We start from the raw sequence: 16,967 nt of genomic DNA, 5'->3' as shown, positions 1-16,967 counted from the left end.
CTACGGCGCGGGGAGCACCTGGCGCGGCAGCAGCTGCGTGACGACCGTGCCGTTGCGGGCGTCGCGCGGCTGCCACTCGCGCGGGTAGCCCAGCGACGCCTCGACGAAGCGCACGCCGTCCTCCCAGGTCACCCGCGGGATGTGCAGGTGCCCGTACACGACGGCGGCCGCGCGGTAGCGCACGTGCCAGTCGGCGGTGCGCGTCGTGCCGCACCAGAGCGCGAACTCGGGGCGGCGCAGCACCCGGGTCGGGTGGCGGGTGAGCGGCCAGTGGTTGACGAGCACGGTCGGCAGGTCCGGGTCGCAGGCGTCGAGCCTGCGCTGCGACTCCTCGATCCGGGCCGCGCACCACGCCGCCCGGTCCGGGTACGGGTCCGGGTGCAGCAGGTGCTCGTCGGTGCACACCACGCCGGCGGCGTACGCGGCGGCGAGGCCCTCCTGGCTGGTCGTGGTGCCCGCCGGGAGGAACGAGTAGTCGTAGAGCACGAACAGCGGCGCGACCGTGGCCGGGCCGCCCGGGCCGTCCCAGACCGGGAACGGGTCCTCCGGGGTGAGCACGTCGAGCTCGCGGCAGGCCCGGACGAGCGCCTCGTAGCGCTGCACGCCGCGCAGCTGCACCGGATCCTTCCCGCGCGTCCACAGCTCGTGGTTGCCCGGCACCCACAGCACCCGGGCGAACCGCTCCCGCAGCAGGCCGAGCGCCCAGGTGACGTCCTCCACCCGCTCGGCGACGTCGCCCGCCACGATCAGCCAGTCCCCGTCGCCGGTCGGGCGCAACGACTCGACGACCGCGCGGTTGTCGGGGTAGCGCACGTGCAGGTCGCTGACGGCCACGAGCCGGGGATCGCTCACCCCCACAGTCGTACCCGACGCCGATCAGGGTGGCCAGGATCGACTTACCGGCGGTAACTTCGGTCGCGGGGCGACGAGCGGGAGGTCGTGGTGAGCACCGTGGTCGACACCGTGGTCAACACCGTGCGGAACACCCTGGTGGACGCCGTGGCGCCGGTGCGCCAGGCGATCCGGTGGGGCGTGCGGCACGGGTTCGTCCGGCGGACGCTGGGCAAGCGCCGCGAGGCGGGCGACGTGACGGCCCGTCTGGTGCTCGACGCCGACTACGTCGCCGACCCGTTCCCGGCCTACGCCACGGTCCGCGCGATGGGCCGCCTGGTCGACAACGGGGTGGTGCTCAACACCGCCCACCACGACCTCGCCACGGCGATCCTGCGCAGCCCCGACTTCGGGGTGGTCGGCGGCCCGAGCGGGCGCGCCCCGGCGTTCCTGCGCCTCGCGGTGGCCGCGGGTGGCCGCGGGCCGCACGGACCGGTGGAGCCGCCGTCCATGCTGGCCACCGACCCGCCCGACCACACCCGCTACCGCAAGCTCGTCGCCAGGGCGTTCAGCGCGAAGGCGGTGGCCGGGCTGCGGTCGCGCACCGAGGAGATCGCCACCGAGCTGCTCGACGCGATGGCGGCGAAGGGCCCGTCCGCGGACGTGATCGAGGACTACGCGAGCCTGCTGCCCGCCACCGTCATCGCCGAGATGCTCGGCGCCCCGGTCGAGATGCGCAGGCAGTTCCTGCACTGGGGCGAAGGGGCGGCGCTGTCGCTGGACGCCGGCCTGAGCTTCGCCCAGTTCCGCCGGTCCGAGCGGGACCTCGCGGCCCTGCAGAACTGGATGGAGAACCACCTCGACCACCTGCGGCGCAACCCGGGTGACAACATCCTCTCCGCGCTCGTGCACGCCCACGCCGACGAGGGCAAGCTCACCGAGGACGAGCTGATCAACATCGCGATGCTCCTGCTCGCCGCGGGCTTCGAGACCACGGTGAACCTCATCGGCAACGGCGTCGGGCTGCTCACCGCCCACCCCGACCAGCTCGCCGCGCTGCGCGCCGAGCCGCAGCTGTGGCCGCGCGCGGTCGACGAGATCCTGCGCTACGACTCCCCCGTCCAGCGCACGGGCCGGATCGCCCAGCGCGACACCGAGGCGGCCGGGGAACGGTTCCGCGCGGGCCAGTTCGTCGTCCTGCTGCTCGGCGGCGCCAACCGCGACCCGGCCGTCTTCCCCGACCCGGATCGGTTCGACGTCACCCGCGCCAACGCGGGCGACCACCTCGCCTTCTCCAGCGGGCCGCACTTCTGCCTGGGCGCCGCGCTCGCGCGGATGGAGGGCGAGGTCGGCCTTCGGGCCCTGTTCGACCGCTTCCCCGACCTCGCGCTCGCCGGCCCGCCGCGGCGGCGCCCCACCCGGGTGCTGCGCGGCTACGCGTCGATGCCGGTACGCCTGTCCCCCGCCACGGTCTCGTCCTAGTCAGCCGCCCAGCGCGGCGAGGGCGGCCTCGGCCTGGGCCTGCAGGGAGGCGAGGCGGGCGGCGCCGCCGTCGGCCTCGCCCCGGCCGCCCATCACGCCGGCGGCGTAGCGGGTGTAGACGCCCGCGCTGATGCACGCCGACCGCCACCGGGCGAAGGCGATGTAGACCTCGAGCTCCTCGGCCAGCGCCGCGAGATCGCGGCCCGAGCGCTCGGCGTAGCGCGCGACGAGCTCGCCGCGGTCCGGGTAGCCCTCGACGAGGCTGGGCCCCGGGATGGTGGGCGGCACCTCGTCGCCCGGGCGGCCCCACGAGGCGAGCAGCCAGCCGAGGTCGGCGAGCGGGTCCCCGATGGCGGCGAGCTCCCAGTCGAACACGGCGCGGACCCGGCCGTCGGGGCCGAAGGCGAGGTTGCCGGGCCGGTAGTCGCCGTGGGTGATGCCCTCCCCCGGCTCGGGCAGCTCGCGGACGCGTTCGACGAGCCGGGCGTGCGCGGCGTCGATCACCGAGAGGTCCGGCACGGCCGAGGCGTGCACCTGCCGGTGCCAGCGGCGCAGCTGGCGCTCCAGGTAGCGGCCCGGGCGGCGCAGGTCGGCGAGGCCCGCCGCGTCCGGGTCGACGGCGTGCAGGTCCGCCAGGACGTCGATCAGGTGCAGGCCCGCCGCGCGGCGCGCCGCGGGCGCGAGCCGGTGGCCCGCCGCCACGTCGCCGAGCACGTCGCCGTCGATGTACGCGGTGAGGTAGAACGGCGCGCCGATCACGTCCGGATCGGCGCAGAACGCGACCGGCGGGGGCACCGGCACCGCGGTGGGCGCGAGCGCGGTGATGAACCGCCACTCCCGACCCATGTCGTGCGCGGTGGCGAGCACCATCCCGGTGGGTGGACGGCGCAGCGCGAACCGGCGGCCCACCGCGTCGGTGAGCCGGTAGGTGAGGTTGGAGTGGCCACCGGAGATGGGTTCGACCGCCACCGGACCGTCGCCGACGGCCACCTGCGGCACCTCGCGGCGCAGCCAATCGGTGAGGGGACCGGGCGCGACGGCGTCGTCCATGGCGCGCCCCACCCTACTGGCGCAGCGGCAGGACCAGGGTCGCGAACAGGTGCTCCAGCTCCGCCTCCGGGTCGGCGGTGAGGCCGGTGTGCACCGGCCCGGCCTGCACGATCGTGCTGCGGGGCGCGGTGAGCCTGCGGAAGCGCCTGCCGCGGTCCTCCCGGCCCGCGGGTGAGGCGTGCCGCGCCTCGACACGCTCCTGCGCGCAGTGGGCGCGCACGGCCTCGAGCGCGGCCGCGATCCGCTCGGCGTCGGCGGTCGGGTCGAGCGCGTGCAGGCGCTGCACGTCGAGGTGCACCCGGGCGCCGAGGTAGTCGAGCGGGCGGCTGTAGAGGACGACCCCGGCGTTGAGGCACTCGCCGCGCTCGATCCGGGGCACGACGCGCAGCACCGCGTACTCGAACGGGTGCATCACCGCTCCGCCCAGAACGGCGTGCCCGGTCCGCGGGTCTGCGGCGGCGCACCCGCGGCGGCCCGTTCCTCGATCGCCGCCCTGACCCCGGGCAGCCAGGCGGCGCGGGCGTCGCGGCGCGCGACCAGCTGGGCGACGAACGCCTCGCGCACCTCGTCGACGCCGGCGAAGCCGGGCTCGTCGGCGAGCCACGGCTCGGGCACGGACCGCACCGCCGCCCGCACCAGCTCCGGTGTGATCTTCTCGGCCAGCGCGGCGTCGGCGGCCTCCAGGTCGGGCGCGCAGCCCAGCAGCACGTGGTCGGCGGCGTCGTAGGCCCGCTCCACCCACGCAGCCGCCGCGGACCAGGCGTGCTGGAAGGTCAGCGTGGCCCCGTGGTCGATCAAGTACGGGCTGCCGTGCCAGTAGAGCATGTTGGAGTTGCGCCACGACCGGTCGACGTTGCCGACGAGCGCGTCGAACCACACGACCCGCCCGGCGAAGCCGGGGTCGACCGGGAACGCCGCCGGGTCGAGGTCGAGGGCGCCGGGGAGGAAGTCGATCCCGAGGTTGAGCCCCGGGCTCGCGCGGAGCAGCTGCTGAACCTCCTGGTCGGGCTCGGCGGCCCCGAGCGCCGGGTCGAGCTGGACGGTGACCAGCTCCGGGACCGGCAGCCCCAGGCCTCGGGCGAGCTCGCCGGTGACGACCTCCGCGACGAGCACCTTCCGGCCCTGCCCCGCGCCGGTGTACTTGACGACGTAGGTACCGAGGTCGTCGGCCTCCATCAGCCCGGGCAGCGACCCGCCCTCACGCAGCGGCGTGACGTATCGGGTGGCCGTGACGTGGCGGAGCACCGGATCATCCTCGCACCGCGTGGGGCCGCTCTCCCCGAGCGACCCCGCGTCATGCCCGCCTCCGTCAGCGGCGGTGGATCCCCACGTGCGACACCTGCTGGGCCATCATCGGCTGCGGTGCGTGGAACCGCTCGATCTCGCGGCGGTGCTGCGCCTGCCGCCCGCGCACGAGGTGGTCGATGCTGTAGCGGCCGGGGCCGACCGCCGCGAGGGCCACGAGACCTGCGCCGATCACGCCGACGAGCTCCCACCCGCCGTTGGCGATGAAGATGCCGTTGGCGCCGTGCACGAAGACGAAGGCGCCGGTCATGATGATCAGCTGCAGCCCGCACATCAGCGGGGTGAGGGCGCCCAGGATCAGCAGCGCGCTGCCCACGAACTCGACGACCGTGACGAACGACGCGGACACGATCGCGAGCGGGATGCTCAGGTTCTCGAAGCCCTCCGTCGTGCGGCCGATGCCGTTGATCACCATCTTCTGGTAGCCGTGGGCGAACATCACGACGCCGATGATCACGCGGGTGAACAGCAGGGCCCAGTCACGAGCTGGGGCGGGAAGCGGGCGGTTCAACAGGTGCCTCCATACGGTCTGTGATCGAATTACCTCAAGGAGTGATCGCAGTTAACCCGACGGAGCCGTGTGCACACGCCCTGTCGGCCCATGGCGGCGGCGGCCGAACGGATCCTCGCGACGAGCTGAACCCCCGCTGACGAACTGAACGTGCAACTGCACGTGCTCGGTCAGTCACCCCGCGCGACTGACCGCTCATCGTGATCAAGCCGTTACGGCCCGTGTGTTACGGGAATGCGTCCCCGCCCGGTCCTCACGACCGCCCGTGACAGCGCCGGATAGGCTGCCCGCCCTGTAGATCCCGCAGGTGGATCGGGAGAAGCGGGAGGCCCCGTGGGCACTGAGTTGGACTGGTCGACCGAGTGGCTCACCAGCGCCCTGTGGATCGTCGGCGTGTTCACCGCGACGGCACTCGGATGCGCCGTCCTCGTCGCCCTGCTGTCGCGCTACACCGTGTGGGGCCGGCAGTTCCGCCGCCTGGCCTTCCCCTACTTCTCCCCACGCGGGCCGGAGGGCTGGCGCCCGCTGATCAGCGTGCTGCTGGTGCTGCTCCTGGCGATCGCGTCGGTGCGCCTGAACGTGCTGCTGTCCTACCAGGGCAACGGCATGCTCACCGCGCTGCAGAACCTCGACGCCCCGTCGTTCTGGTTCTACATCGGCATCTTCGCCATCCTCGCCACGATCCACGTCACCCGGGTTCTGGTCGAGTTCTACGTCCAGCAGGCGCTCGTCATCCGGTGGCGGGTGTGGACCACCAACCGGCTGATCGGTGACTGGCTCGACGGGCGCGCCTACCACAAGGGCCGCTACACCGACGCCGCGGTCGACAACCCCGACCAACGCATCCAGGAGGACACCGCCTCGTTCCCGCAGGTGTCGGTGACGCTCGCCGTGGGCGCGGTCAGCTCGCTCGTGTCGCTGGTGTCGTTCACGCTCATCCTCTGGGCGCTGTCCGGGCCGCTGAGCGTGTTCGGCATCGAGATCCCGCGGGCGATGACGTTCCTCGCCTACATCTTCGTGATCGTCGCGTCGGTGATCGCGTTCCGGATCGGGCGCCCGCTGATCCTGCTCAACTTCCTCCAGGAGCGCTTCAACGCGACCTTCCGCTACGCGCTGGTGCGCCTGCGGGAGAACTCGGAGAACGTCGCCTTCCAGCGCGGTGAGCGGGTGGAGAGCGGGATCCTCGGCACCCGCTTCCGAGACGTGATCAGCAACGCGTGGGCGATCGTGTTCCGGAGCCTGAAGTTCCAGGGCTTCAACCTCGGCGTGAGCCAGGTCTCCGTGGTGTTCCCCTACATCATCCAGGCCCCGCGGTTCTTCTCCCAGCAGATCACGCTCGGCGACCTGAACCAGACCGCCACCGCCTTCGGCGAGGTGCACGACGCGCTGTCGTTCTTCCGCAACGCCTACGACGACTTCGCGAGCTACCGTGCGATCCTCGACCGCCTCACCGGCCTGCTCGACGCCAACGCCGCCGCCCGCGCGCTGCCCGCCGCCGAGGTCGAGGACGGCGACCTGCAGATCCGCGACCTCACCGTGCGCCGCCCGGACGACGGGGTGCTCGTCGACGACCTGGGCCTCGAGCTGGCCGCCGGATCGTCGCTGCTGGTCACCGGGCCGTCCGGGGGCGGGAAGACCACGCTGCTGCGCAGCATCGCGCAGCTGTGGCCGTACACCGCCGGTTCGGTGCGCCGCCCGGTCGACGACGGGTCGCTCTTCCTGCCCCAGCAGCCCTACCTGCCGCTGGGTACGCTGCGCGACGCGCTCGCCTACCCCGGGCCCGGCTCGGAGATGGACGACGCCCGCGCGGCCGAGCTGCTGCGCAAGGTGCAGCTCCCCCAGCTGATCGACCGGCTCGACGAGGTCGACGACTGGGCCCGCCGGCTGTCCCCGGGCGAGCAGCAGCGCCTCGGCTTCGCCCGGGTCCTGGTCGTCCAGCCCAAGGTGGTGTTCCTCGACGAGGCCACCTCGGCGCTCGACGAGGGCCTCGAGCAGAGCCTCTACACGCTGCTGCGCGAGGAGCTGCCCGACCTGGTCATCGTGAGCGTCGGGCACCGCAGCTCGCTGCGCCGGTTCCACGACGAGCTGCTCGTGCTGGACTCGAACGGCTCGTGGGAGCGGTCGGCGCTGCCGCGGTAGCCGGGCTGGAGCGCGAGCATCGCGGCGGCGACCTCGTCGACGGCGGCCTCGGGGATCGCGGTGCCGGCCCGCTCCAGGACGAGCAGCCGCGCGCCGGGGATCTCGCGCGCGAGCGCCGCGCACAGGGCGTCGGGCCAGGACAGCAGCGTCGGCGCGCCCGCCAGCATCACCAGCGGGGCCGCGGGGTCGCCGAACTGCTCGACCCCGATCGTGACGCCGTCCGGGGTGCGGAACCAGCCTGCGGTCGGGGTCGTCGGCATGGGCTCACCCTCCACCCCGCCGCGCCGTCACCAGGACGCGAGCGAGCCGTCGGCGTGCCGCCACAGCGGCGTGCGCCAGTCGTGGCCGCGCTCGGCCGCCCGCCGGACCTCGGCCTCGTCGACCTCGATGCCGAGCCCGGGGCCGGTGGGCCGCGCGATGCCGCCGTCGACGAACGTGAAGGGGGCGGTGTCGACCAGGTAGCCCAGCAGGCCGGAGTCGTCGCCGTAGCCGATGCCGAGCGACTGCTCCTGGATGAGGAAGTTCGGCACGGCGAAGTCGACCTGCAGGCAGGCGGCGAGCGCGATCGGGCCGAGCGGGCAGTGCGGGGCGAGCAGCGCGTCGTGGGTCTCGGCCATGGCCGCGATCCGGCGGGTCTCCGAGATGCCGCCCGCGTGGCTGACGTCGGGCTGGGCGACGGCGATCCCGGCCTCGAACGCCGGCCGGAAGTCCCAGCGGGAGTACAGCCGCTCGCCGGTGGCGATCGGGATCGTCGTCGCCGCCACCACGGCGCCCAGGTCGCGGGTGTGCTCGGGCAGCACCGGCTCCTCGACGAACAGCGGCCGCAGCGGCTCCAGCAGCGGCAGGACCCGCCGCGACATCGCGGTGGAGAAGCGGCCGTGGCAGTCGAGGGCGACGTCGACGTCCGGGCCGACGGCGTCGCGGACCGCGCTCACCCGGTCGACCACGCGCTGGATCGCGGCCGGGGTGTCGAGCGGCGCGAGCAGCTCGGACGGGGTCATCTTCACCGCCGTGAGCCCCTTCTCGACCTGGGCCTGCGCGGAGTCGGCGAGCTCGGCGGGCTCGCCGCCGCGCACCCAGCCGTACACGCGGGCCCGCTCGCGCACCGCGCCGCCGAGCAGCCGGTGCACCGGGACGCCGAGCGCGCGGCCCGCGATGTCCCACAGCGCCTGGTCGATGCCCGCGACCGCCGAGTTGATCACCGGCCCGCCGCGGTAGAAGCCACCCTTGGTGAGCACCTGCCAGTGGTCCTCGATGCGGGTGGCGTCCTGGCCGACCAGGTACTCCATGGCCTCCTCGACGGCGCGGGCCGTGGTGGCCGCCCTGCCCTCGACGATGGGCTCGCCCCAGCCGCTCACGCCCTCGTCGGTGTCGAGGCGCAGGAACAGCCACCGGGGTGCGACCGGGAACAGCTCGTACCCGACGATCTTCATGCGGGGGTCCAGCCGTGCGGGAAGACGAGGATCTTGCTCGCCTGCGCGGTGCCGCGCGCGAGGGCCTCGAAGGAGGCGGGCCCGCCGTCGAGGTCGGTGCGGCCCTCGATCAGGGCGTCGAGGGCGTCGGGCACGGTCGCCGCCCACTGCGCGGTGTCGCGGAACTCGGCGGCGCTGTAGCAGAAGCTGCCGACGACCGAGCGTTCCTTGGTGGAGATCTCGTACGCGGCGACGTCGAGCGTGGGCGCGGCCATCCCGACCAGCACGACGGTGGCGCCGATCGGCGCGCAGGCGAACGCCGCCGCGAGCGTCTCGGGGCTGCCGACCGCGTCGACGACCAGCGTCGGCTCGCCGTCCAGCGCGGCGCGCACGGCGGCGGGGAGGTCGTCGGTGGCCGACGGGTCGACGACGGCGGCGCCGAGCCGGGCGTTGAGCTCCCGCCGGTGCGGGGCGGGCTCGGAGACGGCGACGCGGTCGGCGCCCAGGCGGCGCGCCGCGAGCGCGCACGCCTGCCCGATCGGCCCGCCGCCGAGGACGAGGACGGCCTCGCCCGGTGAGCAGCCGCCGCGGACCAGCGCGTGGTAGCCGACGGCGAGCGGCTCGACCAGCGCGCCGTGCTCGACCGGCATGCCGGCGGGGAGCTCGACGAGGTTGCGCGCCGGCACGGCCATCCGCTCGGCGAACGCCGACCGCAGCTCCGGCGTCACGCCGACGACCTTCTTGTTCGGGCAGGCCTGCTCGCGCCCCACCGCGCACTGCCGGCACTCCCCGCACCAGAGCACGGGGTTGATGGCGACCGGGGTGCCGACGGTGTAGTCGACCCCGGCCTCGGGCCCGACCGCGAGCACCCGCCCGACGGTCTCGTGCCCCATGACCTGCCCGCGGACCCGACGGCCGTTCTCGCCGGTGTAGCCGTGGAGGTCGGACCCGCAGATCCCGGTGGCGACGATCTCGACCAGGGCGTCGGCCGGGCCGGGCTCCGGCTCCGGGATGTCGCCGACGGAGAGCTTCCAGAAGTCGTCCAGGACGAGGGCCCGCATGGACGCAGGCTAAGCCAGACCGGCGCCGGCCGCGGCGGCCCACCGCCCGACGTCCTCGCCCCGGATCGCGGCCGCCATCAGGTCGGGGAAGAGGTCCGGCGTGCAGGCGAACGCGGGCACGCCCAGCGCGGCGAGCGCGGCCGCGTTGTCGTGGTCGTAGGCGGGCGCGCCGGAGTCGGAGAGCGCGAGCAGCACCACCACCTGCACGCCCGCCGCCACCAGCGCCCCGATCCGGCGCAGCAACTCGGCCCGCGACCCGCCCTCGTACAGGTCGCTGATCAGCACCAGCAGCGTCTCGGTCGGCCGGGTGACGAGCGACTGGCAGTAGGCGATCGCCCGGTTGATGTCGGTGCCGCCGCCCAGCTGCGTGCCGAACAGCAGCTCGACGGGGTCGCCCAGCTCGTCGGTCAGGTCGGCGACGGCCGTGTCGAAGGCGACGAACCGGGTGCGCAGCGAGGGCATCGACGCGAGCACCGCCCCGAACAGGCCCGCGTGGACGACCGACTCGGCCATCGAGCCGGACTGGTCGACGGCGAGGACGACGTCGCGTTGCACGCTGCGGCGCCGCCGCCCGTGCCCGATCAGCCGCTCCGGGACGATCGTGCCCAGGTCCGGGGAGAAGTGCTGCAGGTTGGCCCGGATGGTGCGGGCCAGGTCGACGTCGGCGGGGCGCGGGCGGCGCGTGCGGGCGGAGCGGTCCAGCGCGCCGGTGACGGCGGCGCGGGTGCGGTCGACGAGGCGGCGCTGCAGCTCGGCCACCACCGTGCGCACGACCTCCCGCGCGGTCTCCACCGTCTCCTGCGGCAGCACGCCCTTGAGCGACAGCAGCGTGCCGACCAGGTGCACATCCGGCTCCACGGCCGCGAGCAGCTCGGGCTCCAGCAGCATCTGCGTGAGGCCCAGCCGCTCGACGGCGTCGCGCTGCACCACCTGCACCACCGGCGTCGGGAAGTACCGGCGGATGTCGCCCAGCCAGCGCGCCACCTGCGGCGCGGACCCGCCCAGCCCGCCGGTCCGGGGGCCGCTCCGCTCGCCCGCGGCGGCGTCGTAAAGGGCGGACAGGGCGGCGTCGAGGCGGCGGTCGTCGGGGCCGAGCCGGACGCCGGTGCCGTCCGCGGTGCCGTCCGGGCCCGCGCCCAGGACGAGCCGCCAGCGCCGCAGCCGTTCGTCGTCGCTCACCCGCCCACCCCCAGCAGCCGGGCGAACACGCCGACCGCCCGCTCGGCCCGTTCGATGTCGACCGCGTCGGTCTCCCCGGCGGTCGGGCCCGCCGCGGCGAGCGCGGCGGCCCGCTCCCCGATCGCGCGCCGCTCGGGCTCGGCGAACGCGCCGAACGTGCGCCGCAGCAGGGGCAGCGCCTCGTCGAACTGGTCGGGGGCCACCTCGGCGAGCCAGCGGTCGACGATGCGCAGCAGCCGCTCGTCGTGCACGAGCAGCAGCGCGCCGCCGGCGAAGAAGCCCTCGACGTACGCGCCGGCGTGCGCCGCGGGCGTGCCGGGCGTGAGCGCCCGTGCGAGCCGCCGCTCGACCTCGTCGGGGGCCATCCGGTCGGTGTCGGCGAGCAGCCGGGCCAGCCGGCCGGCGAGCAGCGGGGGCAGCGCCGGGCGCTCCGCGAGGCGCGCCAGCGCAGAGAGCCAGCGCTCGGTGGCCTCCTCGCCGAGCAGGCCGGTGACCGCGTGCACGCCGTCGACCAGCCCGGACAGCCGGGCCGCCTCGTCGTCGTCGATCCCGTGCGCCGCGGGTGGCAGGCCCGCGCAGATGCGGGCGAGCACCCGCTCGGCCACGGCGCGCAGCGCGCCGGTGTCGGTGCCGCGCACGTCGCCGTAGCGGGTGGCGCGGGCGAGCGCCGGGAAGGCCGCCATGAGGTGGGCGACGTCGGCGTCCCCCGCGGCGCGGGCGTCGAGCGCGGCGAGCACGTCCGGTAGGGCGTCGGGCAGGTCGGCGAGCAGGCAACGCTCGACGGCGGCGCTGACGTCGGCGAGCGCGGGAGCTTCCCCGCTGTCCGGGGACACGACCGCCCGCAGGCGCGCGGCCGCGGCCCCGGCGACGGTGGTGCCGTGGACGCCCGCCGCCACCAGGTCCACCTCGAACTCCGGGTGCCAGGCCAGGTGCCAGGTCTCCCGGAAGGTGCCGGTGCTGCGCCGGGCGCTCGCGGCGGGCCGCCCCCACGGGATGCCGAGCACGCGCAGCCGGTGCAGCAGGCGGGAGCGGTCCAGCCCGCCGGGGGTGCGCAGGTCCAGGTCGAGCTCCTTCGGCGCCGGGTCGCGCTTGAGGCGCAGCCGCCGAGCGGTGGCGGCGAGGTCGGCCGCGAGCGGGGTGAGCGGGGCGTCGTCGGGCACCGAGCCCATCCGCTCCCCCACCACCAGCCGCCGGGTGACGAGGTCGAGCAGCACCTCGTCGCCGCCGCACAGCACCGCGAGGGTGGCCTCGGTGACCTCGGCGAGCCCGGGCGACCCGCGGTCGCGCAACGCGGCGAGCGTCTCGGCGAGGCGCACCGCCTCGATCACGTGCGCGGTGGAGACCGGCAGGTCCTCGGCGCGCAGCACGCCCGCCACGGCGGTGAGCCACCGCGCGGTGACGTCGGCGTCGGTGGTGAACAGGTGGTGGTACCAGCCGGGAGAGGTCACGCCCGCGCCGTAGCCGCTGGAGGTCGCGAGCCGCCCGTGCGTCCACGGCACCCACGCGCAGGCGACCTTCCGCCTCGGCAGCCCGCGCAGCAGGGCCTGGTCGCGCGACGCGGGCGGCAGCGGGTCGGCGAGCGCCGGGACGTGCCACGCCCCGCAGACCACGGCGATGCGCGCGAAGCCGTCCTTGCGGGTGCGGCGCAGCACGGTGCGCATGTGGGCCTCGCGCCGCGCGTCGTGCAGATCGCCGTGGTCGCCGACCGGCTCGTCGGCCCGCAGCGCCGCCATCGCCTCGGCGATCACGTCGAACGCGGGCTCGCCGCCGCGGCGGTGCTCGATCACGTCGTCCCACCAGCGCTCGGGGTCGTCGTAGCCGGCGACGGCCGCGAGGCGGGCCAGCGGGTCGCCGGAGCCGCCCGCGCGGCCGGCGAGGGCGAGCTGGTGCGCCGCGGGCAGGTCGCAGAAGCGGACGGGCACGCAGGCGTCCACGGCGTAGCGGATGGCCCGCCACTCCGGGCTGAACGCGGCGAACGGCCAGAACGCGGCCCTCGACACGTCGTCGACGGCGTAGGCGAGCAGCGCCACCGGCGGTTCCAGGCGGGGGTCGGCCGCCGTCGCGACCACGGCGTCGGCCTCCGGCGGGCCCTCGATCAGCACGATGTCCGGGCGGAACGCGGCGAGCTCGCCGTCGAGCGCCCGCGCCGAGCCCGGCCCGTGGTGGCGGATCCCGAACAGGCGGGTGGTCACCCGGTGACCTCCAGGCCCGCCCGGTAGAAGTCGGCCCACCCCTCGCGCTCGCGCACCACCGTCTCCAGGTACTCCACCCACACGGCGCGGTCGGCCACCGGGTCCTTCACGACCGCCCCGACGATGCCCGCCGCCACGTCGTGCGGCCGCAGCACGCCGTCGCCGAAGTGGGCGGCGAGCGCGAGGCCGCCGGTGAGCACGCTGATCGCCTCGGCCGTCGACAGGGTGCCCGACGGCGACTTCACCGCGGTTCGCCCGTCCTCCGTGCGCCCCGACCGCAGCTCGCGGAACACCGTGACGACGCGGCGGATCTCGGCCAGCGCCGCGACGTCGGACGGCAGCTGCAGCGAGGCGCCGAGCTGCGCCACCCGCCGGGCGACGATCTCGACCTCGGCCTCGGCCGAGTCCGGCAGCGGGAGCACCACGGTGTTGAACCGGCGGCGCAGCGCGCTGGACAGCTCGTTGACGCCCCGGTCGCGGTTGTTGGCGGTGGCGATGAGGTTGAAGCCGGGCCGCGCCTGGACCTCCGCGCCCAGCTCCGGGATCGGCATCGTCTTCTCGGACAGGATCGTGATCAGCGAGTCCTGCACGTCCGCGGCGATGCGGGTGAGCTCCTCGAGCCGGGCGATCTTGCCGTCGCGCATGGCGCGCAGCACCGGGCTCTCCACGAGCGCGGCCGGGCTCGGACCCTCGGCGATCAGGCGCGCGTAGTTCCAGCCGTAGCGGATGGCCTCCTCCGCGGTGCCCGCCGTGCCCTGCACGAGCAGCGTGGAGTCGCCGCTGATCGCGGCCGCGAGGTGCTCGGAGACCCACGTCTTGGCCGTGCCGGGCACGCCGAGCAGCAGCAGCGCGCGGTCGGTGGCGAGGGTGGCCACCGCGACCTCGACCAGCCGCCGCGGCCCGACGTACTTGGGCGTGATCTCGGTGCCGTCCGGCAGGGTGCCGCCGAGCAGGTAGGTGACCACCGCCCACGGCGAGAGCCGCCACGACGGCGGGCGCGGGCGGTCGTCGGCGGCGGCGAGCGCCGCGAGCTCGGCGGCGTGCTCCTGCTCCGCGTGCGGGCGCAGGACGGCCCCGGCCCCGTTCATCGCCTCGGTCATCTCGACAGCTCCTCGTGCATCTCGCGGCGGAAGGTCAGGGTGGCCGCCAGCTCCCGGTACCAGGGCGCGGCCCCGACCGGCAGCGCCGCCGTGGCGACCGGGTGGCGCAGGCAGCGGGTGGGGGCGGTCCGGCCCGCGGTGCGGGCGGCCGCGCCGAGGCCCCGGTTGCCGGCGTGGGCGGCGAGCCAGTCGAGCACGGCGGTGCCGAGCTCGGGCGTCCACGGCACGGGCAGCAGGCCCACGAGGGAGGTCATCGCCTGCGGCGGGAGCCTCTCGGCGAGCACCGCGACCGCGGGTCTGTGCAGCCGGGCGGGCAGCCCGCCGACCATCTCCGCGAACGCGCCGTCCACCTCGGCGGGGTCGGCGGTGGCGAGCAGGGCGGCACCCCAGAGCGCGTCCCGCTGCCTGCCCGCGGCGAGCGTCCAGCCGGCCCGCGGCGCGCCGGCGCGGTCGACCAGCTGCTCCGGGCGGCCCCAGGCCGACCAGTGGTCGAGCGGGGTGGCGCCGACGACGCACCGCAGCAGCTGCCGCGGGTCGCGGGCGCCCCCGGCGTCGCGCCGCAGCGCGGCGTCCCCCGGGTCGGGCGGCTCGACGACCAGCCGGTCACCGTCCGGCCGCACGACCCGGGCGGCGCGCTCGCGCATCCGGGCCGCGAGCCGCGAACCCGGCAGCCGGGCGAGCAGGTCCGCCGCGGCCTCGCGCACCGGGCCGGCGCGGTCGTCGAGGGCCGCCTCGAGGAACGGCTCGTCGGCGGGTGCGACGTGCGGGCGCAGGAGGGCGAGGAAGTCGGCCCGGTCGCCCGCCTGCTCCCGCGACCAGGTCGCCCTCAGCGCGTCGCGGGCGGCGCCCGGGTCGGTGGCGAGGCTGCGGCGCAGCCACGCGCGCCGCTGCAGCGGGCCGCCGCGTTCCCACGCCTCGGGCTCGGGCACCGCGACGAGGAACGACCAGTCCGGGTTGCGCTCCCCCAGCCAGCTGCCGGCCGGGCCCGCGACGGCCGCGAGCAGCGGGCGCAGCGCCGGCCGGGTGCGCGCGGCCTCGGCGAGCGCGGGCAGGTGCTCCGGCGGCACCCGCATCCCGCGCGCGTGCACGGCCTCCAGCCACTCGCCGAGCAGGTCGGGCGGCACGCGGTGCAGCCGCCGCCGGGCCGCGGGCGGGACGAGCGGGCGCCCGTCCGGCTCGGCCACGGGCGACCGCTGGGCCGGGCGGGCCGGCACGTACCCGGCGCGCCGGTAGTTCGCCAGGGCCGCGGCCGCGGTGAGCAGGGCCTCCTCCGGTGCCGCGGCCACGAGCGGGCGCACCGCCGCGGGCAGCCGGGTCGGGTCGGGGCGGCGGCGCTGGGTGCCGAGCAGGGCGGCGCCGACCAGGTCGTCCCACGCGCTCACAGCCGCACCACCCGGTCGCCGTCCCAGCAGGTCAGCGGGCGCAGCCCGGCGGTGCTCCACTCGCCGGCGACGGTGACGGGCGCGCCCGCCGACACCGCGAGCAGCGGCCACGGGTCCACGCGGTCGGCCAGCGGGAGGGCGGCGCCCTCGGGGTCGACGAGCACCCAGCCCTCCTCCTCGGCCACCGGGGCGACGTCGGCGAGCAGCACCGGCCAGCGCTCCAGCCACGGGTCGGCGCCCAGCGCGTCGGCGTACCGCGCGAGCGCCGTGCCCACCGGGTCGCCCGCGGGCCGGCCGGCGCGGACGGGCTCGTCGGCGTCGGCGACCAGCGCCCGCAGCGGCGCCGCGCCCGGGTAGAACGCGAGCGTGCCCCGGACGGCGTGGCCCGCGGGGAACGTGCGGGGCAGCGGCCGGCCGAACGGGGCGAACGCCAGCACCAGCGCGGGGCGGCCGCTCGTCCGCCCGCGCAGCCAGGTGCGGCGGGTGGTGAGCCGCTCGCCGACCTCGTCGGTGACGGCGGCGACCAGCCACTCGTCGGTGACCCGCTCCCCGGTGGCGAGCACCTCGGCAGTGTCGACCGGGAAACCCAGCCGGGCCCGGACGGTGGCGGCGAGGTCGTCGGGCAGCTCGGGCAGCCGGGTGGCCGCCTCGGCGAGCACGTGCAGCAGGGCGAGCTCGGTCAGCAGCAGGCCGGGCCAGTCGCGGCCCTGCCCGATCAGGGCCGCGGCGCGGCGCAACCCGCTCGCGAGGCCGGGCGCCTGGGCGTCGACCATGCGGGCGGCGACGCCGTGCACCTCGTCGGCCGCCGCGCCCGCCAGCCCGCCGCGGATCCGGTCGGCCAGCCATTCCCGCAGCTCGGCCGCCCCGGCGGCGACGCGTTCTCCGCGCCGCTCGGCCCGACGCGCCGCGGCCTCCGGGTCGCGCGGCGGCCCCGGGGGCCGCCCCCTGCGCCGCTCGCCCCGTCCGGCGCGCCACGCCGCGACCCACTGCGGTTCCTCGCCGGCGGGCACCGCGCCGTCGGCCCACAGGAACGCAAGGCCCAGCGCGTGCTTGCAGGGCACCTTGCGGCTCGGGCACGAGCACCGGAACGCGGGCCCGGCCGGCTCGACGCAGGTCAGGTACTCCGCCTCGCCGCGGCCGCGGCAGGCGCCCCACACCGCGGCGTCGGAGGCGCCCAGGCCCGTCCACCTGTCGGCCTGCGCCTGCGCGCGGCCGGCGGCCGCGGACGTCGGATCCGGCGCGAGAGCGCGCACGTCCTCCACGCTCCACGGCACGCGGGCCACAATAGGGCGCTGCTGTGACAGACCCGCGCCGCGCGGCGCG

At 76.2% G+C, this 16,967-nt stretch carries 14 protein-coding genes; 2 read left to right on the top strand and 12 right to left on the bottom strand.

Annotation, left to right across the window (positions count from 1 at the left end):
- Entirely contained in the window at positions 1-852 is an 852-nt protein-coding gene (locus tag VKZ81_RS29595) for a metallophosphoesterase family protein (RefSeq protein ID WP_414709505.1), read from the bottom strand.
- Between the two features lie 90 nt (positions 853-942).
- Between VKZ81_RS29595 and VKZ81_RS29590 the strand changes: the two genes are divergently transcribed.
- Positions 943-2,313: a cytochrome P450 gene (locus tag VKZ81_RS29590; RefSeq protein ID WP_324245018.1), complete on the top strand. Its 1,371-nt coding sequence runs from the start codon at positions 943-945 to the stop codon at positions 2,311-2,313.
- On the opposite strand, the gene VKZ81_RS29585 is transcribed toward VKZ81_RS29590, so the two are convergent.
- The 4 genes from VKZ81_RS29585 to VKZ81_RS29570 form a co-directional block, all read right to left on the bottom strand.
- Positions 2,314-3,363 carry a phosphotransferase family protein gene (locus VKZ81_RS29585; RefSeq protein ID WP_324245017.1) on the bottom strand — a complete coding sequence of 350 codons (1,050 nt, stop codon included), beginning with the start codon at positions 3,361-3,363 and terminating at the stop codon, positions 2,314-2,316.
- Between the two features lie 13 nt (positions 3,364-3,376).
- Positions 3,377-3,775, bottom strand: a complete 399-nt coding sequence (locus tag VKZ81_RS29580; protein WP_324245016.1) for a DUF3037 domain-containing protein — start codon at positions 3,773-3,775, stop codon at positions 3,377-3,379.
- Positions 3,775-4,608 (bottom strand): HipA family kinase, encoded by an 834-nt coding sequence (locus VKZ81_RS29575; protein WP_324245015.1) that lies wholly within the window; start codon positions 4,606-4,608, stop codon positions 3,775-3,777. Before VKZ81_RS29575 ends, VKZ81_RS29580 begins: the two co-directional genes overlap by 1 nt.
- Positions 4,609-4,672: 64 nt before the next feature.
- Positions 4,673-5,179 (bottom strand): DoxX family protein, encoded by a 507-nt coding sequence (locus tag VKZ81_RS29570; protein WP_324245014.1) that lies wholly within the window; start codon positions 5,177-5,179, stop codon positions 4,673-4,675.
- A 333-nt stretch (positions 5,180-5,512) separates the two neighbouring features.
- Here VKZ81_RS29570 and VKZ81_RS29565 point away from each other — a divergent pair, with 333 nt between their 5' ends.
- Positions 5,513-7,318 carry an ABC transporter ATP-binding protein/permease gene (locus VKZ81_RS29565; RefSeq protein ID WP_324245013.1) on the top strand — a complete coding sequence of 602 codons (1,806 nt, stop codon included), beginning with the start codon at positions 5,513-5,515 and terminating at the stop codon, positions 7,316-7,318.
- 287 nt (positions 7,319-7,605) lie between these two features.
- Here VKZ81_RS29565 and dgoD read toward each other — a convergent pair whose 3' ends face one another.
- The 7 genes from dgoD to VKZ81_RS29530 are packed head-to-tail and all read right to left on the bottom strand — an operon-like array spanning position 7,606 to position 16,918.
- Positions 7,606-8,751: a galactonate dehydratase gene (dgoD, locus tag VKZ81_RS29560; RefSeq protein WP_324245012.1), complete on the bottom strand. Its 1,146-nt coding sequence runs from the start codon at positions 8,749-8,751 to the stop codon at positions 7,606-7,608.
- A complete protein-coding gene (locus VKZ81_RS29555) occupies positions 8,748-9,791 on the bottom strand; it encodes a zinc-dependent alcohol dehydrogenase (protein ID WP_324245011.1) in 1,044 nt (347 codons plus the stop codon). The genes dgoD and VKZ81_RS29555 overlap by 4 nt, the downstream gene beginning before the upstream one ends.
- A 9-nt stretch (positions 9,792-9,800) precedes the next feature.
- On the bottom strand, positions 9,801-10,970 hold the full coding sequence (locus VKZ81_RS29550; protein ID WP_324245010.1) for a VWA domain-containing protein: 1,170 nt from the start codon (positions 10,968-10,970) through the stop codon (positions 9,801-9,803).
- Positions 10,967-13,162: a DUF5682 family protein gene (locus tag VKZ81_RS29545; RefSeq protein WP_324245009.1), complete on the bottom strand. Its 2,196-nt coding sequence runs from the start codon at positions 13,160-13,162 to the stop codon at positions 10,967-10,969. Before VKZ81_RS29545 ends, VKZ81_RS29550 begins: the two co-directional genes overlap by 4 nt.
- Complete coding sequence (locus VKZ81_RS29540) at positions 13,159-14,262, bottom strand: ATP-binding protein (RefSeq protein WP_324245008.1); 1,104 nt, start codon at positions 14,260-14,262, stop codon at positions 13,159-13,161. Before VKZ81_RS29540 ends, VKZ81_RS29545 begins: the two co-directional genes overlap by 4 nt.
- Entirely contained in the window at positions 14,259-15,644 is a 1,386-nt protein-coding gene (locus VKZ81_RS29535; protein ID WP_324245007.1) for a DUF5691 domain-containing protein, read from the bottom strand. Before VKZ81_RS29535 ends, VKZ81_RS29540 begins: the two co-directional genes overlap by 4 nt.
- Positions 15,641-16,918 carry an SWIM zinc finger family protein gene (locus VKZ81_RS29530; protein WP_324245006.1) on the bottom strand — a complete coding sequence of 426 codons (1,278 nt, stop codon included), beginning with the start codon at positions 16,916-16,918 and terminating at the stop codon, positions 15,641-15,643. The genes VKZ81_RS29535 and VKZ81_RS29530 overlap by 4 nt, the downstream gene beginning before the upstream one ends.
- Positions 16,919-16,967: the final 49 nt, after the last annotated feature.

The sequence above is a fragment of the Pseudonocardia sp. genome (assembly GCF_035305885.1).
In the GTDB taxonomy this organism is placed as follows: domain Bacteria; phylum Actinomycetota; class Actinomycetes; order Mycobacteriales; family Pseudonocardiaceae; genus Pseudonocardia.
Note: the sequence above shows the minus strand (reverse complement) of the source record. Positions and strands in the feature narration are given on the sequence as shown.

Bases quoted from the DNA above. Each gene is read 5' to 3' on its own strand.
- VKZ81_RS29540 (WP_324245008.1), bottom strand. From the start codon at position 14,262: ATGACCGAGGCGATGAACGGGGCCGGGGCCGTCCTGCGCCCGCACGCG.
- VKZ81_RS29580 (WP_324245016.1), bottom strand. From the start codon at position 3,775: ATGCACCCGTTCGAGTACGCGGTGCTGCGCGTCGTGCCCCGGATCGAG.
- VKZ81_RS29555 (WP_324245011.1), bottom strand. From the start codon at position 9,791: ATGCGGGCCCTCGTCCTGGACGACTTCTGGAAGCTCTCCGTCGGCGAC.
- VKZ81_RS29585 (WP_324245017.1), bottom strand. From the start codon at position 3,363: ATGGACGACGCCGTCGCGCCCGGTCCCCTCACCGATTGGCTGCGCCGC.
- dgoD (WP_324245012.1), bottom strand. From the start codon at position 8,751: ATGAAGATCGTCGGGTACGAGCTGTTCCCGGTCGCACCCCGGTGGCTG.